This is a genomic window from Streptomyces sp. NPDC050546, assembly GCF_044457425.1.
Classification (GTDB): Bacteria; Actinomycetota; Actinomycetes; order Streptomycetales; family Streptomycetaceae; genus Streptomyces.
This window is the reverse complement of record NZ_JBITGX010000011.1, coordinates 150,244-176,319: the sequence shown is the minus strand read 5'-3', so window position 1 is coordinate 176,319 and position 26,076 is coordinate 150,244. Positions and strand designations below refer to the sequence as shown.

The window sequence follows — 26,076 nt, the reverse complement described above, 5'->3', positions numbered from 1 at the left end:
GCCCGAACCAGCCGTCTGACCAGGGATTTCCGGGACGTATACGGCAACGTCCGCCGCGGCCTCTACGGCAATGTCAGTGGTGTGGTGTGCAATGGATCTCGTGCCCGCACTGGAAGAACCGCTGCAACAACCGCTGAAGTCGGTGCTCGGCCCCGCCACCGCGAAGGTGATGGCCGAGCACCTCGGCCTGCTCACCGTCGGAGACCTCCTCCATCACTACCCGCGCAGATACGAGGAGCGCGGCCAGCTCACCCACCTCGCCGAGCTCCCCATGGACGAGCACGTCACGGTGGTCGCCCAGGTCGCCGACGCCCGCCTGCACACCTTCGCCTCCGCCAAGGCCCCGCGCGGCAAGGGCCAGCGCCTGGAGGTCACCATCACGGACGGCAGCGGCCGCCTCCAACTGGTCTTCTTCGGCGCCGGTGTTCACAAGCCCCACAAGGAACTCCTGCCGGGCACCCGCGCGATGTTCGCTGGCAAGGTCTCCGTCTTCAACCGCCGCCTCCAACTCGCCCATCCCGCCTACGAGTTGCTGCGCGGCAACCCCGACGACACCGACGAGTCCGTCGAGACCTGGGCCGGCGCGCTGATCCCGATCTACCCTGCCACCGCCAAGCTGGAGTCCTGGAAGATCGGCAAGGCGCTCCAGACGGTCCTGCCCACGGCCCAGGAGGCAGTCGACCCGCTGCCGGACTCCCTGCGCCAGGGCCGCGGCCTGGTCCCCCTCCCCGAGGCCCTGCTGAAGATCCACCGCCCGCACACCAAGGCGGACATCGAGGACGCCCGCGCCCGCCTCAAGTGGGACGAGGCCTTCGTCCTCCAGGTAGCCCTGGCCCGTCGCCGCCACGCGGACGCCCAACTCCCGGCGGTTCCCCGCAGGCCCACCCCCGACGGCCTCCTCTCCTCCTTCGACGCCCGCCTCCCCTTCACCCTCACCGACGGCCAGCAGCGCGTCTCCAGAGAGATCTTCGACGACCTGGCCACCGACCACCCGATGCACCGGCTGCTCCAGGGGGAGGTCGGTTCGGGCAAGGCCCAGCCTCTCGACTCGCTGGTGCTCACGCCCATGGGCTTCCGCCGCATGGGCGATCTCCGGGTCGGGGAGGAAGTGGTGGTGCCGGACGGGGACATCGCGCTGGTCGACGGGGTCTTCCCGCAGGGGGAGCGCGACGTGTGGCGCCTGATCCTGTCCGACGGAAGCTCCGTGGAGTGCGATGACGAGCACCTCTGGATCGTCGGCACGAGCGGTGGCCGGCACCGGGGCCAGGCGCCCAAGGTCATGACGACGCGGGAGATCCGCGCGGACACGTTCAAGGCCAACGGGTCCTCGAAGTGGTACATCCCTGTGGCGAGGCCGGTCGATCTCGGCGGCGATTCCGGACCACCCCTCGATCCGTACCTCTTCGGTCTGCTGCTGGGAGACGGCTCGTTCCGGCACAATCTCCGGCTCTCCACCATGGACGACGAGGTACGTAACCCCGTGATCCAGGCCCTGCGTGACCTGGGCCTCTGGGGAGCGCCCTCCCACGGAAAGTTCGTCCCGGGCGACTTCAAGAACACCTCGGTCAAGAACCGCCTCGCCCTGCTCCAAGGGCTTCTGGACACAGATGGCACCGTGCATACCGACGGCTTGGGCGTCTCCTTCTGCTCGGATTCGCGCCGGCTCGCGGAGGACGTCGCCTGGCTCGTGCGGTCGCTGGGCGGTCGGGCGCGGGTTCTCTCGAAGAAGGCCGCATACAACGTCTCGGTGTCCTTGCCGGACGAGTACGCCCCGTTCAGGCTCACCCGCAAAGCCGAACGCGTGCGCCCGAGGCCGAAGTACAACACGTTCCGGCGCGGTATCCGGGCAGTCGAGTATGTGGGCCGCAAGCCCGTCCAGTGCATCAGCGTCGCCCACCCGAGCCGTGCCTACGTCACCGACAACTTCACCGTCACCCACAACACCATGGTGGCCCTGCGCGCCATGCTCGCCGTGGTCGACGCCGGCGGGCAGGCCGCCATGCTCGCGCCGACCGAAGTCCTCGCCCAGCAGCACCACCGCTCCATCACCGAGATGATGGGCGAACTGGCCGAGGGCGGCATGCTGGGCGGGGCCGAGCAGGCCACCAAGGTGGTGCTGCTCACCGGGTCCATGGGCGCGGCCGCCCGCCGGCACGCCCTGCTCGACCTCACCACCGGCGAGGCCGGCATCGTCATCGGCACGCACGCGCTGATCGAGGACAAGGTGCGGTTCCACGACCTGGGCCTGGTCGTGGTCGACGAACAGCACCGCTTCGGCGTCGAGCAGCGCGACGCCCTGCGCGGCAAGGGCAAACAGCCCCCTCACCTCCTGGTCATGACCGCCACGCCCATCCCGCGCACAGTGGCCATGACGGTCTTCGGCGACCTGGAGACCTCCGTCCTCGACCAGCTCCCGGCCGGCCGCTCGCCGATCGCCAGCCATGTCGTCCCGGCCTCCGACAAGCCCCACTTCCTCGCCCGGGCGTGGGAACGGGTCCGCGAGGAGGTCTCGAACGGCCATCAGGCGTACGTCGTCTGCCCCCGCATCGGCGACGAGGAGGACGACCCCAGGAAGTCCGGCAAGAAGAAGTCCCCCGAGTCCCCGGAGGACGCCGCCGAGAAGCGCCCGCCCCTCGCCGTCCTCGACGTGGCGGACCAGCTCTCCAAGGGCCCGCTGAAGGGCATCAAGGTGGAGGTCCTGCACGGCCGTATGCAGCCCGACGACAAGGACGCGGTCATGCGCCGCTTCGCCGCGGGGGAGACCGACGTCCTGGTCGCCACCACGGTCATCGAGGTCGGCGTCAACGTCCCCAACGCCACCGTGATGGTGATCATGGACGCCGACCGCTTCGGCGTCTCCCAGCTCCACCAGCTGCGCGGCCGCGTCGGCCGTGGCTCGGCGCCCGGCCTGTGCCTCCTGGTCAGCGAGATGCCCGAGGCGAGCGCGGCCCGCCAGCGCCTGAACGCCGTCGCCGCCACCCTCGACGGCTTCGAACTCTCCCGCATCGACCTGGAACAACGCCGCGAGGGCGACGTCCTCGGCCAGGCCCAGTCGGGCGCCAGGACATCCCTGAAGGTCCTCGCCGTCATCGAGGACGAGGAGATCATCGCGGAGGCGAGGGAGGAGGCGACGGCGGTAGTGGCCACCGACCCGGAATTGACCCACCTCCCGGCACTGCGAACGGCTCTGGACGCCCTACTGGATGAGGAACGGGAGCAGTACCTGGAGAAGGGGTGAGGGGGACCAACCCTCTTTCAGGGGCGCGGGGAACTGCGCGACCAGCCACAATGAACCCGAAGCCGCCCACGACCAAGGACCACAGATGACGCGCGTGATCGCCGGCACAGCCGGCGGACGTCGACTCGCCGTACCCCCCGGCACCGGCACCCGCCCCACCTCCGACCGCGCACGCGAAGGCCTCTTCTCCACCTGGCAGTCCCTCCTCGGCGGCCCCCTGGAAGGCGAACGCGTCCTCGACCTCTACGCGGGATCAGGCGCGGTCGGCCTGGAGGCCCTCTCCCGAGGCGCGGGCCACACCCTCCTCGTAGAGGCCGACGCGCGAGCGACCCGCACGGTCCGCGACAACGTGAAGAACCTCGGACTCCCCGGCGCCGAAGTCAGATCGGGCAAAGCGGAACAGATCATCCGTACGCCGCCCTCCGGCGAACCGTACGACCTCGTCTTCCTCGACCCCCCGTACGCCGTCACGGACGACGATCTTCGCGAGATCCTGCTCACACTCCGCACCGAGGGCTGGCTCGCCGAAGAAGCCCTCGTCACCGTGGAGCGCAGCACCAGAGGCGGTGAATTCCGGTGGCCCGAGGGTTTCGAAGCCCTCCGGGCCCGTCGCTACGGCGAGGGAACGTTTTGGTACGGTCGCGCCGCCTCTACGTGCGAAGACGCACGATGACCGGACCGGAGAGCGAGGGAACACAAGTGCGCCGCGCCGTCTGTCCCGGGTCGTTCGACCCGATCACCAACGGACACCTCGACATCATTTCCCGCGCCTCCAGGCTGTACGACGAGGTCTATGTCGCGGTGATGATCAACCAGGCCAAGAAGGGCCTGTTCGAGATCGAGGAGCGGATCGACCTGATCCGCCGGGTCACCGCCGAGTACGGCAATGTCCGCGTCGAGGCCTTCCACGGCCTGCTCGTCGACTTCTGCAAGCAGCGCGACATCCCCGCCATCGTCAAGGGCCTGCGCGCGGTCAGCGACTTCGACTACGAGCTCCAGATGGCCCAGATGAACAACGGCCTCTCGGGTGTGGAGACCCTCTTCATCCCCACCAACCCCACCTACAGCTTCCTGTCGTCCTCCCTGGTCAAGGAAGTCGCGACCTGGGGCGGGGACGTCTCCCACCTGGTCCCGGCGGAGGTCCTCGAAGTCCTCAACGAGCGCCTGCGCAAGGACTGATGGACCACTGAGGGGACTACAGTCGTCCCGTCCGTCTCCAACGCATCCGTAGAGAGTGGCGAGCACACCGTGGACGTGCAGAAGAAGCTCGACGAGATCGTCTCCGCGGTCTCCGGCGCCCGGTCCATGCCCATGTCGGCCTCGTGCGTGGTCAACCGCGCCGAACTGCTCTCGCTGCTGGAAGAGGTGCGCGCGGCGCTGCCCGACTCGCTCGCCCAGGCCCAGGAGCTGATCGGCGGCCGCGAGCAGATGGTCGAGCACGCCCGCCAGGAGGCCGAGCGCATCATCGGGCAGGCGCACGCCGAGCGCGGCTCCCTGATCTCCGACACCGAGGTCGCCCGCCGTTCCCAGGCCGAGGCCGACCGGATCCTCGCCGAGGCCCGCCAGGAGGCCGAGGAGGTCCGCGCCGAGGCCGACGACTACGTCGACTCCAAGCTCGCCAACTTCGAGGTCGTCCTCACCAAGACCCTCGGCTCCGTCGGCCGCGGCCGCGAGAAGCTGCTCGGTACCGGCCCCGGGGTCGACGAGCAGGGCTACGAGGACGAGGACGCCCCGGAGCGGAGCCGCGACCCGGAGACCCTGCGCCGTACCGCCGACGAGTACGTCCACGCCAAGCTCGGCTCCTTCGAGGCGGTCCTCGCCAAGACCCTGGAGGCCGTCGGCCGCGGCCGGCAGAAGCTGCACGGCCGTATCGCCAGCGACGACCTCGGCGCCCTCGCCGACGACCTCAGCACGGTCCAGCACTCCAGCGACGCCGACTACCTCGCCGACCTGGCCGCCCTGGGGGAGCAGAAGCCCCCGGCCGAGCAGCAGCCCGCCCAGCAGCAGGACTACGGCCAGCCGCAGCCGGCCTACGCTCCCGCCTCCGGCTACGCCCCGGCGGGCGCTGCCCCCGTCCAGCAGCAGCCCGACCCGTACGGCGGCTACCAGCAGCAGGCCTACGCCGCCCAGCAGGACCCGTACGGCTACCAGCACGCCGACCCCTACTCCCCCACCTCCGGCTACGCTCCGGCGGGAGGTGCCCCCTTCCAGGGCTACGACCCCCAGCAGGCCCCGTACGACCCGAACCAGGTCCAGCAGGCGCAGCAAGCCCAGCAGGGTCACCAGGGCCAGCAGGGATACGCCCTCGACGAGACCAGCCTCTTCGACACCGGCATGATCAGCGCCGAGCAGTTGAGGGCCTACGAGCAGGGTCGCGGCAACGGCTGAGCACCGGATTGGGCCGACAGCGAAAGGTCCAGTATCCTGGCTCTTCGGTCGCGCGTACGTCCGCGATCCACGCTGCCCGGAACGCCAAAGGGCGGCAACCCTCTCAGCTCGCAAGATCGAAAGCAGGAATGGCTCTGAACGCCCGCCTCGACCACCGCAACCCCCTCGTGTTCGACACGCACGAGCTGGGCCGGCGGCCCGGTGCGCTGCAGCGCCTGACCCGCACGGTCGACGCTCCCAAGGACTTCGGTATCAAGGGAGTCATCGGAGTGCCGGAAGGCGCCCCGGTGGAGCTCGAACTCCGCCTGGAGTCGGTCTTGGAAGGGGTGCTTGTCACAGGCACCGCCCGTGCCGGGGCCGAGGGGGAGTGCGTAAGGTGTCTGGAGCCGCTTCAGCTCGACGTCGAAGCGGAATTCCAGGAGATGTTCTCGTACCCTGACGCCGACGACCGGGGCCGCGTGATCGCGGAACCGGGCGACGACGCCGAGGACGACGAGGACAGGCTCTTCCTCGAGGACGGCTTGTTCGACCTCGAGTCCGTGCTGCGTGATGCGGTGGTGCTCGCACTGCCGATGCAGCCGGTGTGCCAGGAAGACTGCCCTGGTCTGTGCGCCGAGTGCGGTGCGCGACTGGCGGACGACCCGGACCACCACCACGACGCCGTCGACATCCGTTGGGCGGCTTTGCAGGGACTCGCCGGCACCATGAAGGACGGCGAGAAGGACGAGATGAGCGGCGCCGAACCGGGCGTCGACGAGAAGCAGGAGAAGTAGCCGTGGCTGTTCCGAAGCGGAAGATGTCGCGCAGCAACACGCGCCACCGCCGGTCGCAGTGGAAGGCTGCGGTCCCCACCCTGGTTGCGTGCGAGCGCTGCCACGAGCCCAAGCAGCAGCACATCGCGTGCCCGTCTTGCGGCACCTACAACAAGCGCCAGGTCCTCGAGGTCTGAGCGGCTGGTGAGAGGCACTGTGTCCACGCCGAAGAAAAACTCTGCGGACAACCAGGCCTCGTCCCACACGCTGTTGGAAGGGCGGCTCGGGTACAAGCTCGAGTCCGCCCTTCTGGTGCGTGCGCTGACCCACCGTTCCTACGCGTACGAGAACGGCGGTCTGCCGACCAACGAGCGCCTGGAGTTCCTCGGGGACTCCGTCCTCGGCCTCGTGGTCACGGACACGCTGTACCGAACCCACCCCGACCTGCCCGAAGGCCAGCTGGCCAAGCTGCGGGCCGCGGTGGTCAACTCGCGTGCGCTGGCGGAGGTGGGCCGTGGGCTCGAACTGGGCTCCTTCATCCGGCTCGGCCGCGGTGAAGAGGGCACGGGCGGCCGGGACAAGGCGTCCATCCTCGCCGACACCCTCGAAGCGGTGATCGGTGCGGTCTACCTCGACCAGGGACTGGAGTCCGCGGCGGAGCTCGTGCACCGCCTGTTCGACCCCCTGATCGAGAAGTCCTCGAACCTCGGAGCCGGCCTGGACTGGAAGACCAGTCTCCAGGAGCTCACCGCGACCGAGGGGCTCGGCGTGCCCGAGTACCTGGTCACGGAGACCGGCCCCGACCACGAGAAGACCTTCACTGCTGCCGCCCGCGTCGGAGGCGTCTCGTACGGCACCGGCACCGGCCGCAGCAAGAAGGAGGCGGAGCAGCAGGCCGCCGAGTCCGCCTGGAGGTCCATCCGGGCCGCGGCGGACGAGCGCGCCAAGGAGGCGGCCGCGAAACAGGCCGCCGACGAGAGCGCCGGCCCCGAGCCGGCATCCGCCTGACCGAACAGAAACAGCGCACCCGAGCGCCCGCCCCTGCCCGGGGCGGGCGCTCGGCTCGTACACCGGGGGAGCCCATGCCCGAGTTGCCCGAGGTCGAGGTCGTACGGCGCGGCCTGGAGCGGTGGGTCGCCCACCGGACCCTCGCCGAGGTCGAGGTGCTGCACCCGCGTGCGGTGCGCCGCCACCTCGCCGGCGCCGCCGACTTCGCCGACCGGCTGAAGGGCCATCGCATCGGCACGCCCAGCCGCCGGGGCAAGTACCTGTGGCTGCCCCTGGAGGACACGGACCAGTCGATCCTGGCCCACCTCGGCATGAGCGGCCAGCTGCTGGTACAGCCGCACGCGGCTCCCGACGAGAAGCATCTGCGCATCCGCGCCCGCTTCACGGACACCCTGGACACCGAGCTCCGCTTCGTCGACCAGCGCACCTTCGGCGGTCTTTCGCTGCACGACAACACCCCCGACGGCCTGCCCGACGTCATCGCGCACATCGCCCGCGATCCGCTCGACGAGCATTTCGACGAGGAGGCGTTCCATCAGGCGCTGCGCCGCAAGCGGTCCACGATCAAACGGGCCCTGCTCGACCAGTCGCTGATCAGCGGCGTCGGCAACATCTACGCGGACGAGGCGCTGTGGCGCGCCCGTATCCACTACGAGCGCCCGACCGCGACCTTCACGCGTCCGCGCACACTGCTGCTCCTGGGCCATGTGCGGGACGTGATGAACTCCGCCCTCGCGGTGGGCGGCACCAGCTTCGACAGCCTCTACGTCAACGTCAACGGCGAGTCGGGCTACTTCGACCGGTCCCTCGACGCGTACGGCCGCGAGGGCCTGCCCTGCCGGCGCTGCGGCACGCCGATGCGCCGGCGGCCCTGGATGAACCGGTCGAGCTACTACTGCCCGAAGTGCCAGCGGCCGCCGCGGATCACGCCCTAGCGGAGTCGTACCGCTCGCGCGCGGCCAGGACGTCGTCCATGCTGCCCTCCACGAAGTGGATCAGGGCGAGCAGCCGCTCGGCCACGCCGCGTCCCAGCGGCGTCAGTTCGTAGTCCACACGGGGCGGGTTGGTCGGCTGGGCCTCCCGGTGGACCAGGCCGTCGCGCTCCAGCGCGTGCAGCGTCTGGGACAGCATCTTCTCGCTCACACCGTCGACCCGGCGGCGCAGCTCGTTGAAGCGCAGCGACCCCTCGTACAGAGCGGTCAGCGCGAGCCCGCCCCAGCGGCCCGTGACGTGCTCGAGCGTGCCACGCGAAGGGCAGGCCCTGGCGAACACGCTGTACGGAAGGTCGTCCAGCCCCTCCGTGAACTCCTGGGTGGTGGTCATCCCCCAAGAATACGCCAGCACAGCGCTCGCCGACAGGTTGCGCTAACTTCTGGTTAGTGCGTGAAGGGGTCTAGTAGCCGAAGTTCTGGGTCCACCACGGGCCGCCCGACCCGAGCTCGACACCGACGCCCAGCGTCTTGAAGTCGCAGTTCAGGATGTTGGCGCGGTGGCCGGGGCTGTTCATCCAGGCGTCCATCACGGCCGCGGCGTCCGCCTGGCCGCGGGCTATGTTCTCCCCGCCGAGGTTGGATATCCCGGCAGCCTCGGCCCGGTCCCACGGCGTCTTGCCGTCGGGGTCCGTGTGGTCGAAGAAGCCCCGGGCGCGCATGTCCTCGCTGTAGTTCTGCGCCAGCTCGGTCAGCGCGCTGTTCGCGGCGACCGCGCTGCAGCCCACCTTGGCCCGCTCCTCGTTCACCAGCTTGAGCACCTGGGCCGCGGCGGCGGACTCCTCGGAGAGGGCGGCGGGGGCGCTGGGCTTCTCGGGCGCCTGCGTGGCCGTGCGGGAGGGCGTGTTCTCCGGCTTCTTGCTGGGGGTCGCGGCCGGCTTCTTCTTCTCCGGCGTCTTCTCCTGCGTCTTCTCCGGCTTCTCGGGCGTCTTCGTCGGCGCGGCCGACGACTTCGAGGCCGACGGTGACGGGGACAGGGAGCGCTCGGCGTCCCGGCTCGTGGGCGTGCCGCCCCGGCCGTCGGCGCTGCCGGAGGTTCCGCCCTGCTCGCTCGGGGTGTTGGTCGGTGTGTCCGCGGCCTGCACCTTGTCGGCGCCGCCGTCGCCGCCGAGCTTGTAGTTCTCGAGGCCGGGGACCGCGCCCGTGGCCACCGCGACGGTGCCGATGGCGACCGCGGCGGACACGCCGAGCAGGCCGGTGCGCATCGGCCGTGCGGCCTTCTTCCGGCGGCGGTGCGAGCCCGCCCGCCGGGTGCCGCCCTCGGGGGTGAAGCCGTCGCTCGCGAAGACAGCCGTCTCGGCGGTCCGCTGGCGGGGAAGGGCGGCGTACCCGTCACCCGCCGCGGGGGCCTCCGTCTCGAACAGGTAGGCCTCGCTCCGGGCGTAGGTGTCGGCGTAGGCCTCCGGGTTCAGATAGGGCGCGATGCCCATGGTCGGGCCGTCATCCGTGCCGTGCAGCGGATCGTGGCCCTCCGCGGTGCCGTCGGCCTGCATGATCCCCGTGGCGCTGCCATTGGCGGCGCGGCCGGCGTCGGAGCGACGGTGGCGTCCCATGTTCTGGCCTTCCTCGTCCTGGCGGTCGACTCGTCCTCGAGATCAACACCAAACTCACTCGATGGTGTGAGTTTCATATGAGATTCGTTGGGTGGGGACGGTACCGCATGGCGCAAGTGAAGGAAGTGCGCCCGAGGGAGTTTGGGCGGTTAGGTTGCAGTCATGAGCGAGGATGTGCGACTGGTCGCCTGGGTGCGGGGACGCGTCCAAGGTGTGGGTTTCCGCTGGTTCACGCGGGCCAAGGCGCTGGAGATCGGCGGCCTGAGTGGTTTTGCTCTCAATTTGGGCGACGGTCGCGTCCAAGTGGTCGCGGAGGGCGCGCGCGAAGGCTGTGAAGGCTTGCTGGAGTGGCTCGAGAGTGACGACACGCCCGGCCGTGTGGACGGCGTCACCGAGATCTGGGACACACCTCGCGGCGGCTACGACGGCTTCGCCATCCGCTGATCCCGCACCGCCGGGCGGTCCTCAGGGCGCCCGGCGACAGGCCGCCGACGGCCGCCCGGGACGGAAACTGGCTGGTGATTGCCAAGAATCGCTTGCCTTGGCACGCTCGGCACGCAAGGATGATCGCCACGCCCCGAGGGCCCCGCAGAAGCCGCAGTGCCGCCGTATCAGGCCACGCGCGCCCGGTCGGCCCCCAATACGGGGCGTGATCGTGTTGACCGTCAAACTTTTTGGTGAGACGCTGAAAGCCCCGCGCACCTTAGCTGTTTGGCATGGCTGAACGGCGGTACAACTCCAGGCCCTGCCAAGCATCGCGGGTGCTAATCCCTCACGACCCACACCGCATCGGTCGGTCACGCATTGTGGAGGACCATCCATCATGGCAAAGGCGCTTCTCGGTTACGTCGGCGGCTCCGACCCTCGACTCCTCGCCGAGATGCGACGGCTCCAGCAGCGCGTCCAGGACCTGGAATCCGAGCTCGGACGGATCCAGGCCGAGAACGAGGCGCTGACGGCTGCCGCTTCTCACGACAGGATCATGGAGAGCGTTGACGCACACCAGGCGGAGCCTGCGCTCACCTGATCACTGCACCGCTCCACAACAGCACAGCAGTGGTTGGGCCGCACGTCATAACCGCTGAGTTGTCAGAAGTGCAAGGGACGCCGTCGGCGTCCCTTCTTTCTTTCCCCCGCGTCCTTTCACCGTCTTTAACGTGTGGTGTGCCCTGCGCGTTCAGCGGCGAAACCGTGGGTTCATGGAGTGAGACGAACCCGGGCGGTAGAGTCCGGCGGCGTGCACCTCAAGGCCCTGACCCTCCGCGGGTTCAAGTCGTTCGCCTCGGCGACCACACTCCGGTTCGAACCGGGGATCACGTGCGTCGTAGGACCGAACGGCTCGGGCAAGTCCAACGTCGTGGACGCGTTGAGCTGGGTCATGGGCGAGCAGGGCGCCAAATCGCTGCGCGGCGGCAAGATGGAGGACGTCATCTTCGCCGGCACCACCGGCCGCCCCCCGCTGGGCCGCGCCGAGGTGTCCCTGACCATCGACAACGCCGACGGGGCCCTGCCCATCGAGTACGCCGAGGTCACCATCACGCGGATCATGTTCCGCAACGGCGGCAGCGAGTACCAGATCAACGGCGACACCTGCCGTCTCCTCGACATCCAGGAACTCCTCTCCGACTCCGGCATCGGCCGCGAGATGCACGTCATCGTCGGGCAGGGCCAGCTCGACGGCGTACTGCACGCCGACCCCATGGGCCGCCGCGCCTTCATCGAGGAGGCCGCCGGCGTCCTCAAGCACCGCAAGCGCAAGGAGAAGGCGCTGCGCAAGCTGGACGCGATGCAGGCCAACCTGGCCCGCGTCCAGGACCTCACCGACGAACTGCGCCGCCAGCTCAAGCCCCTCGGCCGCCAGGCCGCCGTCGCCCGCAGGGCCGCCGTCATCCAGGCCGACCTCCGCGACGCCCGCCTGCGGTTGCTGGCCGACGACCTCGTACGGCTGAAGGAAGCCCTCAACGCCGAGGTCGCCGACGAGGCCGCGCTGAAGGGGCGCAAGGAGGCCGCCGAGCAGGAGCTGCGCAAGGCGCTCCAGCGCGAGGCACTCCTGGAGGACGAGGTACGGCAGCTCACGCCGCGCCTCCAGCGCGCCCAGCAGACCTGGTACGAGCTCTCCCAGCTCGCCGAGCGGGTGCGCGGCACGATCTCGCTGGCCGACGCCCGCGTGAAGAGCGCCACCTCCGCGCCCCCCGAGGAACGGCGCGGCCGCGACCCCGAGGACATGGAGCGCGAGGCCGCCCGCATCCGCGAGCAGGAGGCCGAGCTGGAGGCCGCCCTGGAGGCGGCCGAACGCGCCCTGGAGGACACGGTCTCCCACCGTGCCGAGCTGGAGCGCGCGCTCACCCAGGAGGAACGGCGCCTGAAGGACGCCGCCCGCGCCATCGCCGACCGGCGCGAGGGACTGGCCCGGCTCAGCGGCCAGGTCAACGCGGCCCGCTCGCGCGCGGCCTCCGCCCAGGCGGAGATCGAACGCCTGGCCGCCGCCCGCGACGAGGCCCAGGAGCGGGCCGTCGCCGCCCAGGAGGAGTACGAGGCCCTCAAGGCCGAGGTCGACGGCCTCGACGCGGGCGACGCCGAACTCGCCGAGCAGCACGAGGCCGCGAAGCAGCGGCTCGCCGACGCCGAGGCCGCCCTCACGGCGGCTCGCGAGGCGGCCACGGCGGTGGAACGCAAGCGCGCCGCGACCCAGGCCCGCCACGAGGCCCTGGCGCTGGGCCTGCGTCGCAAGGACGGCACCGGAATACTGCTCGCGGCGAAGGACCGCCTCTCCGGCCTGCTCGGCCCGGCCGCGGAACTCCTGACGGTGACCCCGGGGCACGAAGTCGCCCTCGCCGCGGCCTTCGGTGTCGCTGCCGACGCTCTGGCGGTCGCCACTCCCTCCGCGGCCGCCGACGCCATCCGCCTGCTGCGCAAGCAGGACGGAGGCCGGGCGACTCTGCTCCTGGCAGGAGATGACGCCCTCAGGGGCGCGGGGAACTGCGCGACCAGCCACAACGAACCCGCAGACGCCCCACAGCCCTTCGCCGCAGACTTGGTCCGCGGCCCCTCCGACCTCATGCCGGCCGTCCGACGGCTGCTGCACGGCATCGTCGTCGTCAGCACCCTCGAAGACGCCGAAGACCTCGTCTACACCCACCCCGGCCTCACCGCCGTCACCGCCGAAGGCGACCTCCTCGGCGCCCACATCGCCCACGGCGGATCCGCCGGCGCCCCCAGCCTCCTGGAGGTCCAGGCCTCCGTCGACGAGGCAGCCGCCGAGCTGGAAGAGCTCGCCGTCCTCTGCGAGGAACTGACCGAGACCCAGCACGCTGCCGCCGAGCGCCGCAAGGAGACCGCGGCACTCGTCGAGGACGTGGGGGAGCGCCGCCGCGCCGCCGACCGGGAGAAGTCGTCCGTCGCCCAGCAGCTCGGCCGGCTCGCCGGGCAGGCACGCGGCGCTGCGGGGGAGGCCGAGCGGTCCACGGCCGCCGCCGCCAGGGCACAGGAAGCCCTCGACAAGGCCCTCACCGAGGTCGAGGAACTCGCCGAGCGGCTCGCCGTCGCCGAGGAGATGCCGATCGAGGAGGAGCCCGACACCTCCGTACGGGACCGGCTCGCCGCCGACGGTGCCAACGCCCGCCAGACCGAGATGGAGGCCCGCCTCCAGGCCCGTACACACGAGGAACGGGTCAAGGGCCTGGCCGGACGGGCCGACTCGCTGGACCGGGCCGCCCGCGCGGAACGCGAGGCACGCGCGCGTGCCGAGCAGCGGCGGGCCCGGCTGCGGCACGAGGCGGCCGTCGCCGAGGCCGTCGGCTCGGGTGCCCGGCAGCTGCTCGCACACGTCGAGGTGTCCGTCGGCCGCGCCGACGAGGAGCGCACCGCCGCCGACGCCGCCAAGGCCCGCCGCGAGCAGGAACTCGCCCGGGCCCGCACCGAGGGGCGCGATCTCAAGGCCGAACTCGACAAGTTGACGGATTCGGTCCACCGAGGCGAGGTACTCGGCGCCGAGAAGCGGCTGCGGATCGAGCAGCTGGAGACGAAGGCGCTGGAGGAGCTGGGTGTCGAACCGGCCGGACTGGTGGCGGAGTACGGACCGCACCAGCTCGTGCCGCCCTCGCCCCCCGCCGAGGGCGAGGAGCTGCCGGAGGACCCGGAGCACCCGCGCAACCGGCCGAGGCCGTTCGTCCGGTCCGAGCAGGAGAAGCGGCTGAAGTCGGCCGAGCGCGCCTACCAGCAGCTCGGCAAGGTGAACCCGCTCGCCCTGGAGGAGTTCGCGGCACTGGAGGAACGCCACCAGTTCCTCAGCGAGCAGCTCGAGGACCTGAAGAAGACGCGGGCGGACCTCCTGCAGGTGGTCAAGGAGGTCGACGAGCGTGTCGAGCAGGTCTTCACCGAGGCCTACCGGGACACGGCCCGGGAGTTCGAGGGCGTGTTCTCGCGCCTGTTCCCGGGCGGCGACGGGCGGCTGATCCTGACCGACCCCGACAACATGCTCACCACGGGCGTGGACGTCGAGGCCCGGCCGCCGGGCAAGAAGGTCAAGCGGCTGTCACTGCTCTCGGGCGGCGAGCGGTCGCTGACCGCCGTGGCGCTGCTCGTGTCGATCTTCAAGGCGCGGCCCAGCCCGTTCTATGTCATGGACGAGGTCGAGGCCGCCCTCGACGACACCAACCTCCAGCGGCTGATCCGGATCATGCAGGAGCTGCAGGAGGCCTCGCAGCTGATCGTGATCACCCATCAGAAGCGCACGATGGAGGTCGCCGACGCGCTGTACGGCGTCTCCATGCAGGGCGACGGTGTGTCGAAGGTCATCAGCCAGCGCCTGCGCTAGATGAATGCGTTCTACACCGATCTGTATCGGTCTCACCTGCGACGCTCGGTGACTTCAATTCTTGAACACATCGTCACCACACTCCTGCCGCAGATTCACGTCTCTCGACCTCTTGACTTCGAAACTTGAAGGCATAGTCTCGGCAACGTTCCTTTTACCTTCAGGTACCTTCAGGTGGCACCTCGAAGGGCTGATCCCCTCCGGCAGCGTTGCCGGTGGCCTGAGGAGTACACGTGACCAGCACAGCGCAGGCACCCAAGTCCGGAGCCAGGACGGCTCACCCCGAACATCTCGGGCACGTCATCTTCATCGCGGCGGCGGCCGCGATGGGCGGTTTCCTCTTCGGCTACGACAGTTCCGTGATCAACGGTGCCGTCGAGGCCATCCGAGGCCGCTACGACATCGGCTCCGCAGCCCTCGCCCAGGTCATCGCCGTCGCCCTCATCGGCTGCGCCATCGGCGCCGCGACCGCCGGCCGGATAGCCGACCGCATCGGCCGCATCCGGTGCATGCAGATCGCCGCGGTCCTCTTCACCGTCAGCGCCGTCGGCTCCGCGCTCCCCTTCGCCCTGTGGGACCTCGCCTTCTGGCGCGTCGTCGGCGGCTTCGCCATCGGCATGGCCTCCGTGATCGGCCCGGCGTACATCGCCGAGGTCGCCCCGCCCGCCTACCGCGGCCGGCTCGGTTCCTTCCAGCAGGCCGCGATCGTCATCGGCATCGCCGTGTCGCAGCTGGTCAACTGGGGTCTGCTGAACGCCGCCGACGGCGACCAACGCGGTGAGCTGATGGGCCTGGAGGCCTGGCAGGTCATGCTCGGCGTGATGGTCGTCCCGGCCGTCCTGTACGGCCTGCTCTCCTTCCGGATCCCCGAGTCCCCGCGCTTCCTGATCTCCGTCGGCAAGCACGAGCGCGCCCGGGAGATCCTCACCCAGGTCGAGGGCAAGAACGTCGACCTGGACGCCCGCGTCGCCGAGATCGAGCACGCCATGACCAGTGAGCACAAGTCCAGCTTCAAGGACCTGCTCGGCGGGAGCTTCTTCTTCAAGCCGATCGTCTGGATCGGTATCGGCCTGTCGGTCTTCCAGCAGTTCGTCGGCATCAACGTCGCGTTCTACTACTCCTCGACGCTGTGGCAGTCGGTCGGCGTCGACCCGGCGGACTCGTTCTTCTACTCCTTCACCACGTCGATCATCAACATCGTCGGCACCGTGATCGCGATGATCTTCGTCGACCGCATCGGCCGCAAGCCCCTCGCGATCATCGGCTCGGTCGGCATGGTCGTCGGCCTGGCGCTGGAGGCCTGGGCGTTCTCCCACCCCCTGGTCGACGGCACGCTGCCGGCCGCGCAGGGCTGGATCGCCCTGATCGCCGCGCACGTCTTCGTCCTCTTCTTCGCCCTGTCCTGGGGTGTGGTCGTCTGGGTCATGCTCGGCGAGATGTTCCCCAACCGGATCCGCGCCGCCGCCCTGGGTGTGGCCGCCGCCGCGCAGTGGATCGCCAACTGGGCCATCACCGCGAGCTTCCCCTCGCTGGCCGAGTGGAACCTCTCCCTGACGTACGTGATCTACACGGCCTTCGCCGCGCTCTCGATCCCCTTCATCCTGAAGTTCGTCAGCGAGACGAAGGGCAAGGCCCTGGAGGAGATGGGCTGAGCCCGCCCCCCCCGCACTCGGGGAGAAGGGCCAAGTCCCCGCTGCCCCTCTCCCCGTAACCCGCCGCCGCCCCGGTTCGGCCACTGCCCGAGCCGGGGCGGCGGTCTGTCGTCTCACGCGGTCAGCCGCGGCAGGACCCGCTCGCAGAAGAGCTGCAGACTCCGCCACCCCTCCTCCAGCGGCATCCCGCCCGCCAGCGGATGCAGCACATAGGAGTCCAGGCCCAGCTCCGCGCACGCCTCGGGCGTGAGGATGCGGTACACGCCCTCGGCACGCAGTTCCCCGACGGTCGTCGCGGTCGACTTCACCGCCGAGCGCACCCCGCTCGACTGCCAGGAGGCGTATGTCCGCGCCTCGTGCAGGAAGTGCTCGCCGTACTCCGCCCAGGCCCGGTCCGGATCCTCGGCCAGGTGCAGCAGCGGCGTCTCGGCGGCGGGCATCATGACCCAGCCCTCGGTGCCGTACTCGGCGAGCCGGTCCTTGTAGTACGCCTCCAGCTCCGGCAGATGCGCGCTGGGGAAGAAGGGCAGGCCGAGCCGGGCGGCCCGGCGCGCTGCGGCCTGGGAGGAGCCGCCGACCAGGAGCAGCGGATGCGGGTCGGTGTACGGGCGCGGGGTGATGCGGACCGTGCGGCCCCGATAGGCGAAGGGCTCGCCCGTCCACGCCTTCAGCAGCGTCTCCAGCAGCTCGTCCTGGAGCCGGCCGCGCCGGGCGAAGTCCACGCCGAACAGGTCGTACTCCTCGGGCCGGTACCCGATCCCGGCGACCGTCACCAGCCGGCCGCCGCTCAGCAGGTCCAGTACGGCGATCTCCTCGGCCAGCCGCAGCGGGTCGTGCAGCGGGCCGATGATCGCCGAGACGGTGACCGCGACACGCCGGGTCGCGCCGAAGACGGCCCCCGCGAAGGCGAACGGCGACGGCAGCCAGTTGTTGTCGGCCCCGTGGTGCTCCTCCGTCTGCACCGTGGTGACACCCCGGTCGTCGGCGTACGAGGCCATCTCCAGGGCCGCCCGGTACCGGGCGCCGAGCTCGGCGGGGGAGGCCCCCGGAGCGACGAGGTTGAAGCGTGCGACCGTGACGGGCATGGGGACGTCTCCCTCCACCGGGCGGGTGTCCGGGGGACGTTAGCTGACGATGCGTCAGACATCCAGGGGTGTGGAGATCCGGCGGCCCTCGGCCCCGCGGGACGGCACAAGCGGGGTGACCCGGGGGCCCATGGCTGATACTGGACGCGTTATGGACATCGTCATCCTTGCTGTAGTCATCGCCGTGGTCGTGCTCGTCGCGCTCGGCGGGCTCATCGTCGGCAGCCGGCGCAAGAAGCAGCCGCCGCCGCCCCCGCCCGCAGCGCCCGACATCACCGCCCCACCGGCCGAGCCGCACGTCGGCGACGAGGCCGAGACGCCGCGGGAGGAACCGCGGCGCACGATAGAGGAGGTGGATCTTCCGGACGGTTCGGCTCCCGTCACCGTCGAGGAGCCGCCCGTCGAAGCTCCGGAGATCGAGATCCCGGAGCCCACCGCGGGTCGCCTGGTCCGGCTGCGGGCCCGTCTCTCCCGCTCGCAGAACGCCCTCGGTCAGGGGCTGCTCACGCTGCTGTCGCGCGAGCACCTCGACGAGGACACCTGGGAGGAGATCGAGGACACGCTGCTCACCGCCGACGTCGGCGTGCAGCCCACCCAGGAACTGGTCGAGCGGCTGCGCGAGCGCGTCAAGGTGCTCGGCACCCGCACCCCCGACGAACTGCGCACCCTGCTGCGCGAGGAACTGGTCACGCTGGTCGGCCGCGACATGGACCGCGCGGTCAAGACCGAGCCGGAGGACCGCAAGCCGGGCATCGTGATGGTCGTCGGGGTCAACGGCACCGGCAAGACCACCACCACCGGCAAGCTCGCTCGCGTCCTGGTCGCGGACGGCCAGAGCGTGGTCCTGGGCGCCGCCGACACCTTCCGGGCCGCTGCCGCCGACCAGCTCCAGACCTGGGGCGAGCGCGTCGGCGCCCACACCGTGCGCGGACCGGAGGCCGGCGACCCCGCCTCCGTCGCCTTCGACGCGGTCAAGGAGGGCAAGGAGATGGGCGCGAACGTCGTGCTCATCGACACCGCCGGCCGCCTGCACACCAAGACCGGCCTCATGGACGAGCTCGGCAAGGTCAAGCGGGTCGTGGAGAAGCACGCCCCGGTGGACGAGGTACTGCTCGTCCTCGACGCCACCACCGGCCAGAACGGCCTGGTCCAGGCCCGGGTCTTCGCCGAGGTCGTCGACATCACCGGCATCGTGCTCACCAAGCTGGACGGCACGGCCAAGGGCGGCATCGTGGTCGCGGTCCAGCGCGAGCTGGGCGTTCCGGTCAAGCTCGTCGGGCTCGGCGAGGGCGCGGACGATCTGGCGCCGTTCGAGCCGGAGGCGTTCGTTGACGCCCTTATCGGGGAGTGAGCTCCGGACCAGCCGAGTGGAGCACCTCCGGAAGGCCGGATGGACACAGCGAAGCGCCCGCCCCGAGACACCGTCGGGTCGGGCGCTTCGCTGTGTACGGCTGTGCGGTGGCTAGGCCCGTGACCGGTGCGCCACATACGCCAGCGTGCCCAGCACCAGGCGGGCCTCCGGCGCCCTGGACGCCGAGTCCAGGGCGGGGGAGCGCAGCCAGCGCACCGGGCCGAGGCCGCCGCGGTCGGACGGCGGTGCCGTGATGTGGGCACCGGGTCCCAGGCCGCGCAGGTCGAGGGAGGCCGGGTCGTCCCAGCCCATGCGGTAGAGCAGGCCGGACAGATCGGCGGCGGCGCCGGGGGCGACGAAGAAGTGGGCGCGGCCGTCCGGGGTCGCCGCGACCGGGCCGACGGGCAGACCCATGCGCTCCAGCCGGGCCAGCGCGCGGCAGCCGGCGGGTTCGGCCACCTCGATGACGTCGAACGCCCGGCCGACCGGCAGCATCACCGAGGCGCCGGGGAACTCGCCCCAGGACTCGGTCACGTCGTCCAGCGTCGCCCCGGCGGGGATCACCGGCGCGAAGTCCAGCGGATGCGCACCCGGCGCCGGGCAGTCGCGGCGGCCGCAGGAGCAGGCGCCCGCCGAGGCCCGGGCGCCCGGCACCACGTCCCAGCCCCACAGCCCGGTGTACTCGGCCACCGCGGTGCCGTCCGACGTCCGGCCGCGGCGGCGCGAGCCGGACCGGATGTCGCGCATGCCCCGGCTGATGCCGATCGTGAAGCCCATGCCCCCTCCAACGGGTCCGACGCACCGGTGGTTACGCAGCGGTCGCTCTGCGTGACTCTCTGTTTCCGCCTTCCCGGGCGGCGGTCCGTTCACTCAGCGCCCAGGGGTGTCCGGGGTGGTGTGCTCGACGACACGCGCCCCTCAGTGCGTCTCTGCACCCGCTCCTGGTTGTGCCGTGTCAAGTGAATCGCGAGGAGCCGTACGTGAGTTCATTCGAAGGGGTGGCGAATGGTGGCGTTTCCGTGTGAGCCGTGGCTGGACGGGTGATCGTAGGATTACTTTGTGTGCACGAGTCCTGGGGGCATATGCACTCGTGGGTATGCCGGAGGTAAGTCGCTATTCCGTTCGATGGGTGACAAGGGCCGGACGGACGGCAGTACGAACCGGCATGCTGATAGGGCTTGGCGCACTCGGCGACAAGTGGTCTCAGGGATGGGGGCGTTCCAGTGAGCGGCAACGGCGGAAGCGGAACGAACGCTGCGAGCGTGACGCACGCTGACAAGCGCCCGAACGAGCTGCTCACCTCCTGGTTCGTGCGCAGCGGCTGGTCCAAGGGCGAGCTCGCCCGCCAGGTCAACCGCCGGGCACGCCAGCTGGGCGCCAACCACATCTCCACGGACACCTCGCGCGTCCGCCGCTGGCTCGACGGCGAGAACCCCCGCGAACCGATCCCCAGGATCCTGTCCGAGCTGTTCTCGGAACGCTTCGGGGTCGTCGTCTCCGTGGAGGACCTGGGGCTGCGCACCGCGCGCCAGTCACCCTCCGCGACCGGCGTCGACCTGCCCTGGACGGGCCCGCAGACCGTGGCCCTGCTCAGCGAGTTCTCGCGCAGCGACCTGATGCTGGCGCGGCGCGGCTTCCTCGGGAGCTCGCTGGTCCTGTCTGCGGGCCCGGCCCTCATCGAACCCATGCAGCGCTGGCTCGTCCCCTCGCCCCCGGCCCAGCGGTCGGAGGCCGAGCCCGGCTCGGCGGGGCGCGCCCGGGGGCGGCTCTCCAAGCCCGAGCTGGACCTCCTGGAGTCCACGACCGTGATGTTCCGGCAGTGGGACGCCCAGTGCGGCGGCGGCCTGCGCCGCAAGGCGGTCGTCGGCCAGCTGCACGAGGTGACGGACCTGCTCCAGGAGCCCCAGCCCGAGGCCACCACCCGGCGGCTGTTCAAGGTCGCCGCCGAACTCGCCGAGCTGGCCGGCTGGATGTCGTACGACATCGGGCTGCAGCCGACCGCGCAGAAGTACTTCGTCCTCGCGCTGCACGCCGCGAAGGAGGCCGGTGACCGGCCCCTCGGCTCCTATGTGCTGTCCAGCATGAGCCGGCAGATGATCCACCTCGGGCGGCCCGACGACGCACTGGAGCTGATCCACCTCGCGCAGTACGGCAGCCGCGACTGCGCGAGCCCGCGCACCCAGTCGATGCTGTATGCGATGGAGGCCCGCGCCTACGCCAACATGGGACAGCCCGGCAAGTGCAAGCGGGCGGTCCGGATGGCCGAGGACACCTTCGCCGACGCCGGCGAGTGGGACGAGCCGGACCCCGACTGGATCCGCTTCTTCTCCGAAGCCGAGCTGTACGGCGAGAACTCGCACTCGTACCGCGATCTGGCCTATGTCGCCGGCCGCAGCCCGACCTACGCCTCGCTGGCCGAGCCGCTGATGGAGCGGGCCGTGCAGCTGTTCGCCGAGGACGGCGAGCACCAGCGGTCGTACGCGCTCAACCTGATCGGCATGGCCACCGTGCACCTCCTCCAGCGCGAGGCCGAACAGAGCACGGTCTTCGCCACCCAGGCCATGCAGGTCGCCAAGAAGGTCCGCTCCGAGCGGGTCAACACTCGTATCCGAAAGACGGTCGACACGGCCGCGCGGGACTTCGGCGACCTCGGCGAGGTCGTCGACCTCACCGAGCGGCTCGCCGCCGAGCTGCCCGAGACCGCGGAGGCGGTCTGACCGCCACCCTCCGAGACCCCTGAACCCCGGCCGCGGCCGGCCCTCCCGAACTGCCCGACTCGGCTCCCCCATGCCAGGTCATCGGAAGGCCGACCGCGGCCGGCCCGTGTCCGGAAGGCAGTGGAGACCGAAGGTTGCGCCACGATAACGATCGGCGCGCCCGCGATCCGGCAGTTCATCGACGCGTAACACAGCACGCGCCTTCGTCACGGCGGCGAAACAACGAGGGGCTTCGACCGAAACCGCGCTGCGCCAATGTCGTGGCGCATAACCGGCCCACCCCTCATTCCGCTCGAGGCTTCGCCCGCACGGGGCCGTACCAATGACGAGGAGACGCCGATGGCACCAGCCATCACCCTTGCCGCAGAGGCGCCCAAGCTGTCTGCCGCGAACACAGGGTTCATGCTCATCTGTTCCGCCCTGGTGATGCTCATGACCCCGGGCCTGGCCTTCTTCTACGGAGGCATGGTCCGCGTCAAGAGCACCCTGAACATGCTGATGATGAGCTTCATCAGCCTCGGGATCGTCACCATCCTGTGGGTGCTGTACGGCTTCTCCATGGCGTTCGGCACCGACTCCGGCAGCCTCATCGGCTGGAACTCCGACTGGGTCGGTCTCGGCAACATCGGCCTGACGGAGCTGTGGCCGGGCTACACGATCCCGGTCTTCGTGTTCCTGGTCTTCCAGCTGATGTTCGCGATCATCACGCCCGCCCTGATCAGCGGTGCCCTCGCGGACCGCGTGAAGTTCAGCGCCTGGGCGCTGTTCATCGCCCTGTGGGCCACCGTCGTCTACTTCCCGGTCGCGCACTGGGTCTGGGGCGCCGGCGGCTGGGCCTTCGAGCTGGGCGTGATCGACTTCGCCGGTGGTACGGCGGTGCACATCAACGCCGGTGCCGCCGCCCTCGGCGTGATCCTCGTCATCGGCAAGCGCGTCGGCTTCAAGAAGGACCCGATGCGTCCGCACAGCCTGCCGCTGGTCATGCTCGGCGCCGGTCTGCTGTGGTTCGGCTGGTTCGGGTTCAACGCCGGCTCCTGGCTCGGCAACGACGACGGCGTCGGCGCGCTGATGTTCGTCAACACCCAGGTCGCCACGGCCGCCGCCATGCTGGCCTGGCTCGCCTACGAGAAGATCCGCCACGGCGCGTTCACCACGCTGGGTGCCGCCTCCGGCGCGGTCGCGGGTCTGGTCGCCATCACCCCGGCGGGTGGCGCGGTCACCCCGCTCGGCGCGATCGCCGTCGGTGCCATCGCCGGTGTGCTGTGCGCCATGGCCGTCGGCCTGAAGTACAAGTTCGGCTACGACGACTCCCTCGACGTCGTCGGCGTCCACCTGGTCGGCGGTGTCGTCGGCTCCCTGCTGATCGGCCTCTTCGCCAGCGGCAAGGGCCAGTCCACCGTCGAGGGCCTCTTCTACGGCGGCGGCCTGACCCAGTTCTGGAAGCAGTGCGCCGGTGTCTTCGCGGTGCTCGCCTACTCCCTGATCGTCTCCGCCGTCCTCGCCTTCATCCTCGACAAGACCATGGGTATGCGCGTCTCCGAGGACGAGGAGGTCGCCGGCATCGACCAGGCCGAGCACGCCGAGACCGCATACGACTTCAGCGGTGCCGGTGGCGGTGCCGCCAAGACGGCCGTCACGGCCCCGGTCGCCGCTGCCGCGAGCAAGAAGGTGGACGCATGAAGCTCATCACCGCCGTCGTGAAGCCGCACCGGCTCGACGAGATCAAGGAGGCCCTGCAGGCCTTCGGAGTACACGGCCTGACGGTCACCGAGGCCAGCGGCTACGGTCGTCAGCGGGGCCACACCGAGGTCTACCGCGGTGCCGAGTACACCGTCGACCTGGTCCCCAAGATCCGCATCGAGGTCCTGGTCGAGGACGACGACGCCGAGCAGCTGATCGATGTCGTGGTCAAGGCCGCCCGCACCGGCAAGATCGGTGACGGCAAGGTCTGGTCCATCCCGGTCGAGACGGCCGTACGGGTCCGGACCGGCGAGCGCGGCCCCGACGCGCTCTGAGGACCCCTTAGGCAGGCAAACGGAACAGGAGTCGCCGGGTGACGGGTACGGACGTGCAGAAGGAAGCAGAGGACTCGGGACCCAGCGGCTACGCGGCGGCCCGGCTGCGTCTCCTCACCGAGGAGACGCGGTCCGGGCCGCCGCGCCGTGCGGCCCTGGCCGAACTGACGGACGACTGGCTCACGGGCCTGTTCGCCGCCGGCGCGGAGGGACTGCGCGGGGCCTCCCTGGTCGCCGTCGGCGGCTACGGACGCGGCGAGCTGTCCCCACGCAGCGACCTCGACCTGCTCCTGCTGCACGACGGCAGCGACACCAAGGCGGTCGCCGCCCTCGCCGACCGGCTCTGGTACCCCGTCTGGGACCTGGGCCTGGACCTCGACCACTCCGTCCGCACGCCCGCCGAGGCCCGCAAGACGGCGGGCGAGGACCTCAAGGTGCAGCTCGGCCTGCTGGACGCCCGGCACATCGCCGGCGACCTCGGCCTCACCGCCGGACTGCGCACGGCCGTGCTGGCCGACTGGCGCAACCAGGCGCCGAAGCGCCTCCCCGAACTCCAGGAACTGTGCGCCGAGCGCGCCGAGCGCCAGGGCGAGTTGCAGTACCTGCTGGAACCCGATCTGAAGGAGGCCCGGGGCGGGCTGCGCGACGCCACCGCCCTGCGCGCCGTCGCGGCCTCCTGGCTCGCCGACGCCCCGCGCGAGGGCCTCGCCGACGCCCGGCGCCGGCTCCTCGACGTACGGGACGCCCTGCACCTGGCCACCGGCCGCGCCACCGACCGGCTCGCCCTCCAGGAGCAGGACCAGGTGGCCGCCGAGCTCGGTCTGCTCGACGCCGACACACTGCTCCGGCAGGTGTACGAGGCGGCACGGCTCGTCTCGTACGCCAGTGATGTCACCTGGCGCGAGGTGGGGCGCGTGCTGCGGTCGCGCGCCGTACGGCCCCGGCTGCGCGCCATGCTGGGCGGCGGGAAGCCCGTCGCGGAGCGGTCTCCGCTGGCCGAGGGGGTGGTGGAGCAGGACGGCGAGGTGGTGCTGGCCCGTGCCGCGCGCCCCGAGCGCGACCCGGTGCTGCCGCTGCGCGCCGCGGCTGCCGCCGCGCAGGCCGGACTCCCGCTCTCCCTGCACGCCGTACGGCGCATGGCCGCCGCCGCGCGCCCGGTGCCCACGCCCTGGCCCGCCGAGGCACGCGAACAGCTCGTGACCCTGCTCGGCTCCGGCCGCCCGACCGTCGAGGTCTGGGAGGCGCTGGAGGCCGAGGGCCTGATCACCCGGCTGCTGCCCGACTGGGAGCGGGTCCGCTGCCGCCCGCAGCGCAACGCCGTGCACCTGTGGACCGTCGACCGGCACCTCATCGAGACCGCCGTACAGGCCTCCGAGTTCACCCGCCGGGTCAGCCGCCCCGACCTGCTGCTGGTCGCCGCGCTGCTGCACGACATCGGCAAGGGCTGGCCCGGCGACCACTCCGTGGCCGGCGAGATCATCGCCAAGGACGTGGCCGCCCGCATCGGCTTCGACCGCCACGACGTGACGGTCGTCGCCACCCTCGTACGGCACCATCTGCTCCTGGTCGAGACGGCCACCCGGCGTGACCTGGAGGACCCGGCCACCGTGCGCTCCGTCGCCGAGGCCGTCGGCTCCCAGGGCACCCTGGAACTGCTGCACGCGCTCACCGAGGCCGACGCCCTGGCCACCGGACCGGCAGCCTGGTCGTCCTGGCGCGGTTCGCTCGTCGCCGACCTCGTCAAGCGGGTCTTGGCGGTGCTCGCCGGGGACGCCCCGGACGACCCCGAGGAGGGCGCGCCGACCGCCGAGCAGGAGCGGCTCGCCCTCGAGGCGGCCGCCACCGGCAGCCCGGTCCTCGCCCTGCGGGCACAGACCGAGCCGCCCGCCGGGCAGGAGCCGTCCGGCGACCCCGAGCCGCTGGGTGTGGAACTTCTCATCGCCGTCCCCGACCAGCCGGGCGTCCTGCCCGCGGTGGCCGGTGTCCTCGCCATGCACCGGCTGACCGTACGCACGGCGGAACTGCGCTCCCTGACCCTCCCGGACGGCGTCGACGGCTCCGTACTGCTGCTGGACTGGCGGGTCGCCGCCGAGTACGGCTCCCTGCCGCAGGCCGCCCGGCTGCGCGCGGACCTCGTCCGGGCCCTGGACGGCTCCCTGGACATCTCCGGCCGCCTCGCCGAACGGGACGCGGCCTATCCGCGCCGCCGGGGCGTGGTCGCCCCGCCGCCCCGGGTGTCGGTCCACCCGGCCGCCTCCCGGCTGGCCACGGTGATCGAGGTACGCTCCCAGGACGCCCCCGGCCTGCTGTTCCGCATCGGCAGTGCCCTGGAGGACGCGAGCGTACGGGTGCGCAGCGCGCATGTCTCGACGCTCGGCGCCAACGCCGTGGACGCCTTCTACGTGACCGGCCCGGAGGGCGCGCCCCTGCCCGGGGACGAGGCCGTCTCGGTGGCGCGGAAGCTGGAGGAGACACTGCGCGGGTGAGGCCGACCCGGCGACTTGTCACGCCG

At 71.0% G+C, this 26,076-nt stretch carries 21 protein-coding genes; 17 read left to right on the top strand and 4 right to left on the bottom strand.

From position 1 onward, the window contains the following. The first annotated feature begins 91 nt into the window (after window positions 1-91). From ACIBK5_RS27045 to mutM, 8 genes are all read left to right on the top strand, one after another. Entirely contained in the window at window positions 92-3,238 is a 3,147-nt protein-coding gene (locus ACIBK5_RS27045; RefSeq protein WP_399023302.1) for a helicase-related protein, read from the top strand. Window positions 3,239-3,323: 85 nt separating this feature from the next. Beyond that, window positions 3,324-3,911 carry a 16S rRNA (guanine(966)-N(2))-methyltransferase RsmD gene (gene rsmD / locus ACIBK5_RS27040; RefSeq protein WP_399023300.1) on the top strand — a complete coding sequence of 196 codons (588 nt, stop codon included), beginning with the start codon at window positions 3,324-3,326 and terminating at the stop codon, window positions 3,909-3,911. Window positions 3,912-3,937: 26 nt separating this feature from the next. Then, window positions 3,938-4,417 carry a pantetheine-phosphate adenylyltransferase gene (gene coaD / locus ACIBK5_RS27035; RefSeq protein WP_053668759.1) on the top strand — a complete coding sequence of 160 codons (480 nt, stop codon included), beginning with the start codon at window positions 3,938-3,940 and terminating at the stop codon, window positions 4,415-4,417. A gap of 69 nt (window positions 4,418-4,486) precedes the next feature. Then, window positions 4,487-5,626, top strand: a complete 1,140-nt coding sequence (locus ACIBK5_RS27030) for a DivIVA domain-containing protein (RefSeq protein ID WP_399023299.1) — start codon at window positions 4,487-4,489, stop codon at window positions 5,624-5,626. Between the two features lie 128 nt (window positions 5,627-5,754). Beyond that, window positions 5,755-6,399: a YceD family protein gene (locus tag ACIBK5_RS27025; RefSeq protein ID WP_382496940.1), complete on the top strand. Its 645-nt coding sequence runs from the start codon at window positions 5,755-5,757 to the stop codon at window positions 6,397-6,399. Window positions 6,400-6,401: 2 nt separating this feature from the next. Then, on the top strand, window positions 6,402-6,575 hold the full coding sequence (rpmF, locus tag ACIBK5_RS27020; RefSeq protein WP_003951102.1) for a 50S ribosomal protein L32: 174 nt from the start codon (window positions 6,402-6,404) through the stop codon (window positions 6,573-6,575). A gap of 19 nt (window positions 6,576-6,594) precedes the next feature. Beyond that, window positions 6,595-7,386, top strand: coding sequence for a ribonuclease III (gene rnc, locus ACIBK5_RS27015; RefSeq protein ID WP_399023296.1), 792 nt, complete (start codon window positions 6,595-6,597; stop codon window positions 7,384-7,386). Window positions 7,387-7,460: 74 nt separating this feature from the next. Then, window positions 7,461-8,321, top strand: coding sequence for a bifunctional DNA-formamidopyrimidine glycosylase/DNA-(apurinic or apyrimidinic site) lyase (mutM, locus tag ACIBK5_RS27010; protein WP_399023294.1), 861 nt, complete (start codon window positions 7,461-7,463; stop codon window positions 8,319-8,321). Here the strand turns inward: mutM and ACIBK5_RS27005 are convergent. Together ACIBK5_RS27005 and ACIBK5_RS27000 are read right to left on the bottom strand one after the other, a co-directional pair. Continuing rightward, window positions 8,311-8,709, bottom strand: a complete 399-nt coding sequence (locus ACIBK5_RS27005) for a winged helix-turn-helix transcriptional regulator (RefSeq protein WP_399023292.1) — start codon at window positions 8,707-8,709, stop codon at window positions 8,311-8,313. The two genes, mutM and ACIBK5_RS27005, sit on opposite strands and share 11 nt — an antisense overlap. Window positions 8,710-8,779: 70 nt before the next feature. Continuing rightward, the gene (locus ACIBK5_RS27000; RefSeq protein WP_399023290.1) at window positions 8,780-9,928 is read right to left on the bottom strand and encodes a CAP domain-containing protein; all 1,149 of its coding nucleotides are present in this window, start codon (window positions 9,926-9,928) and stop codon (window positions 8,780-8,782) included. Window positions 9,929-10,090: 162 nt separating this feature from the next. Between ACIBK5_RS27000 and ACIBK5_RS26995 the strand changes: the two genes are divergently transcribed. From ACIBK5_RS26995 to ACIBK5_RS26980, 4 genes are all read left to right on the top strand, one after another. Next, window positions 10,091-10,372, top strand: coding sequence for an acylphosphatase (locus ACIBK5_RS26995; RefSeq protein ID WP_328343793.1), 282 nt, complete (start codon window positions 10,091-10,093; stop codon window positions 10,370-10,372). A 379-nt stretch (window positions 10,373-10,751) separates the two neighbouring features. After that, window positions 10,752-10,955: a hypothetical protein gene (locus ACIBK5_RS26990; RefSeq protein WP_030852030.1), complete on the top strand. Its 204-nt coding sequence runs from the start codon at window positions 10,752-10,754 to the stop codon at window positions 10,953-10,955. 210 nt (window positions 10,956-11,165) lie between these two features. Beyond that, window positions 11,166-14,744 (top strand): chromosome segregation protein SMC, encoded by a 3,579-nt coding sequence (gene smc / locus ACIBK5_RS26985; protein ID WP_399023288.1) that lies wholly within the window; start codon window positions 11,166-11,168, stop codon window positions 14,742-14,744. 233 nt (window positions 14,745-14,977) lie between these two features. After that, the gene (locus ACIBK5_RS26980; protein WP_399023286.1) at window positions 14,978-16,396 is read left to right on the top strand and encodes a sugar porter family MFS transporter; all 1,419 of its coding nucleotides are present in this window, start codon (window positions 14,978-14,980) and stop codon (window positions 16,394-16,396) included. A 113-nt stretch (window positions 16,397-16,509) separates the two neighbouring features. Here ACIBK5_RS26980 and ACIBK5_RS26975 read toward each other — a convergent pair whose 3' ends face one another. Continuing rightward, window positions 16,510-17,481 (bottom strand): LLM class flavin-dependent oxidoreductase, encoded by a 972-nt coding sequence (locus tag ACIBK5_RS26975; RefSeq protein WP_399023283.1) that lies wholly within the window; start codon window positions 17,479-17,481, stop codon window positions 16,510-16,512. A gap of 151 nt (window positions 17,482-17,632) precedes the next feature. Between ACIBK5_RS26975 and ftsY the strand changes: the two genes are divergently transcribed. Continuing rightward, window positions 17,633-18,832, top strand: a complete 1,200-nt coding sequence (gene ftsY / locus ACIBK5_RS26970; protein ID WP_399023281.1) for a signal recognition particle-docking protein FtsY — start codon at window positions 17,633-17,635, stop codon at window positions 18,830-18,832. 111 nt (window positions 18,833-18,943) lie between these two features. On the opposite strand, the gene ACIBK5_RS26965 is transcribed toward ftsY, so the two are convergent. Then, window positions 18,944-19,609 (bottom strand): bifunctional DNA primase/polymerase, encoded by a 666-nt coding sequence (locus ACIBK5_RS26965; protein WP_399023279.1) that lies wholly within the window; start codon window positions 19,607-19,609, stop codon window positions 18,944-18,946. A gap of 446 nt (window positions 19,610-20,055) precedes the next feature. Here ACIBK5_RS26965 and ACIBK5_RS26960 point away from each other — a divergent pair, with 446 nt between their 5' ends. The 4 genes from ACIBK5_RS26960 (at window position 20,056) to ACIBK5_RS26945 (ending at window position 26,050) form a co-directional block, all read left to right on the top strand. Further along, a complete protein-coding gene (locus ACIBK5_RS26960; protein ID WP_399023277.1) occupies window positions 20,056-21,549 on the top strand; it encodes a hypothetical protein in 1,494 nt (497 codons plus the stop codon). A gap of 339 nt (window positions 21,550-21,888) precedes the next feature. Then, window positions 21,889-23,229, top strand: a complete 1,341-nt coding sequence (locus ACIBK5_RS26955; RefSeq protein WP_399023276.1) for an ammonium transporter — start codon at window positions 21,889-21,891, stop codon at window positions 23,227-23,229. Then, the gene (locus ACIBK5_RS26950; RefSeq protein ID WP_030231663.1) at window positions 23,226-23,564 is read left to right on the top strand and encodes a P-II family nitrogen regulator; all 339 of its coding nucleotides are present in this window, start codon (window positions 23,226-23,228) and stop codon (window positions 23,562-23,564) included. Before ACIBK5_RS26955 ends, ACIBK5_RS26950 begins: the two co-directional genes overlap by 4 nt. Window positions 23,565-23,602: 38 nt before the next feature. Next, entirely contained in the window at window positions 23,603-26,050 is a 2,448-nt protein-coding gene (locus tag ACIBK5_RS26945) for a [protein-PII] uridylyltransferase (RefSeq protein WP_399023273.1), read from the top strand. The last annotated feature ends 26 nt before the right edge of the window (window positions 26,051-26,076 follow it).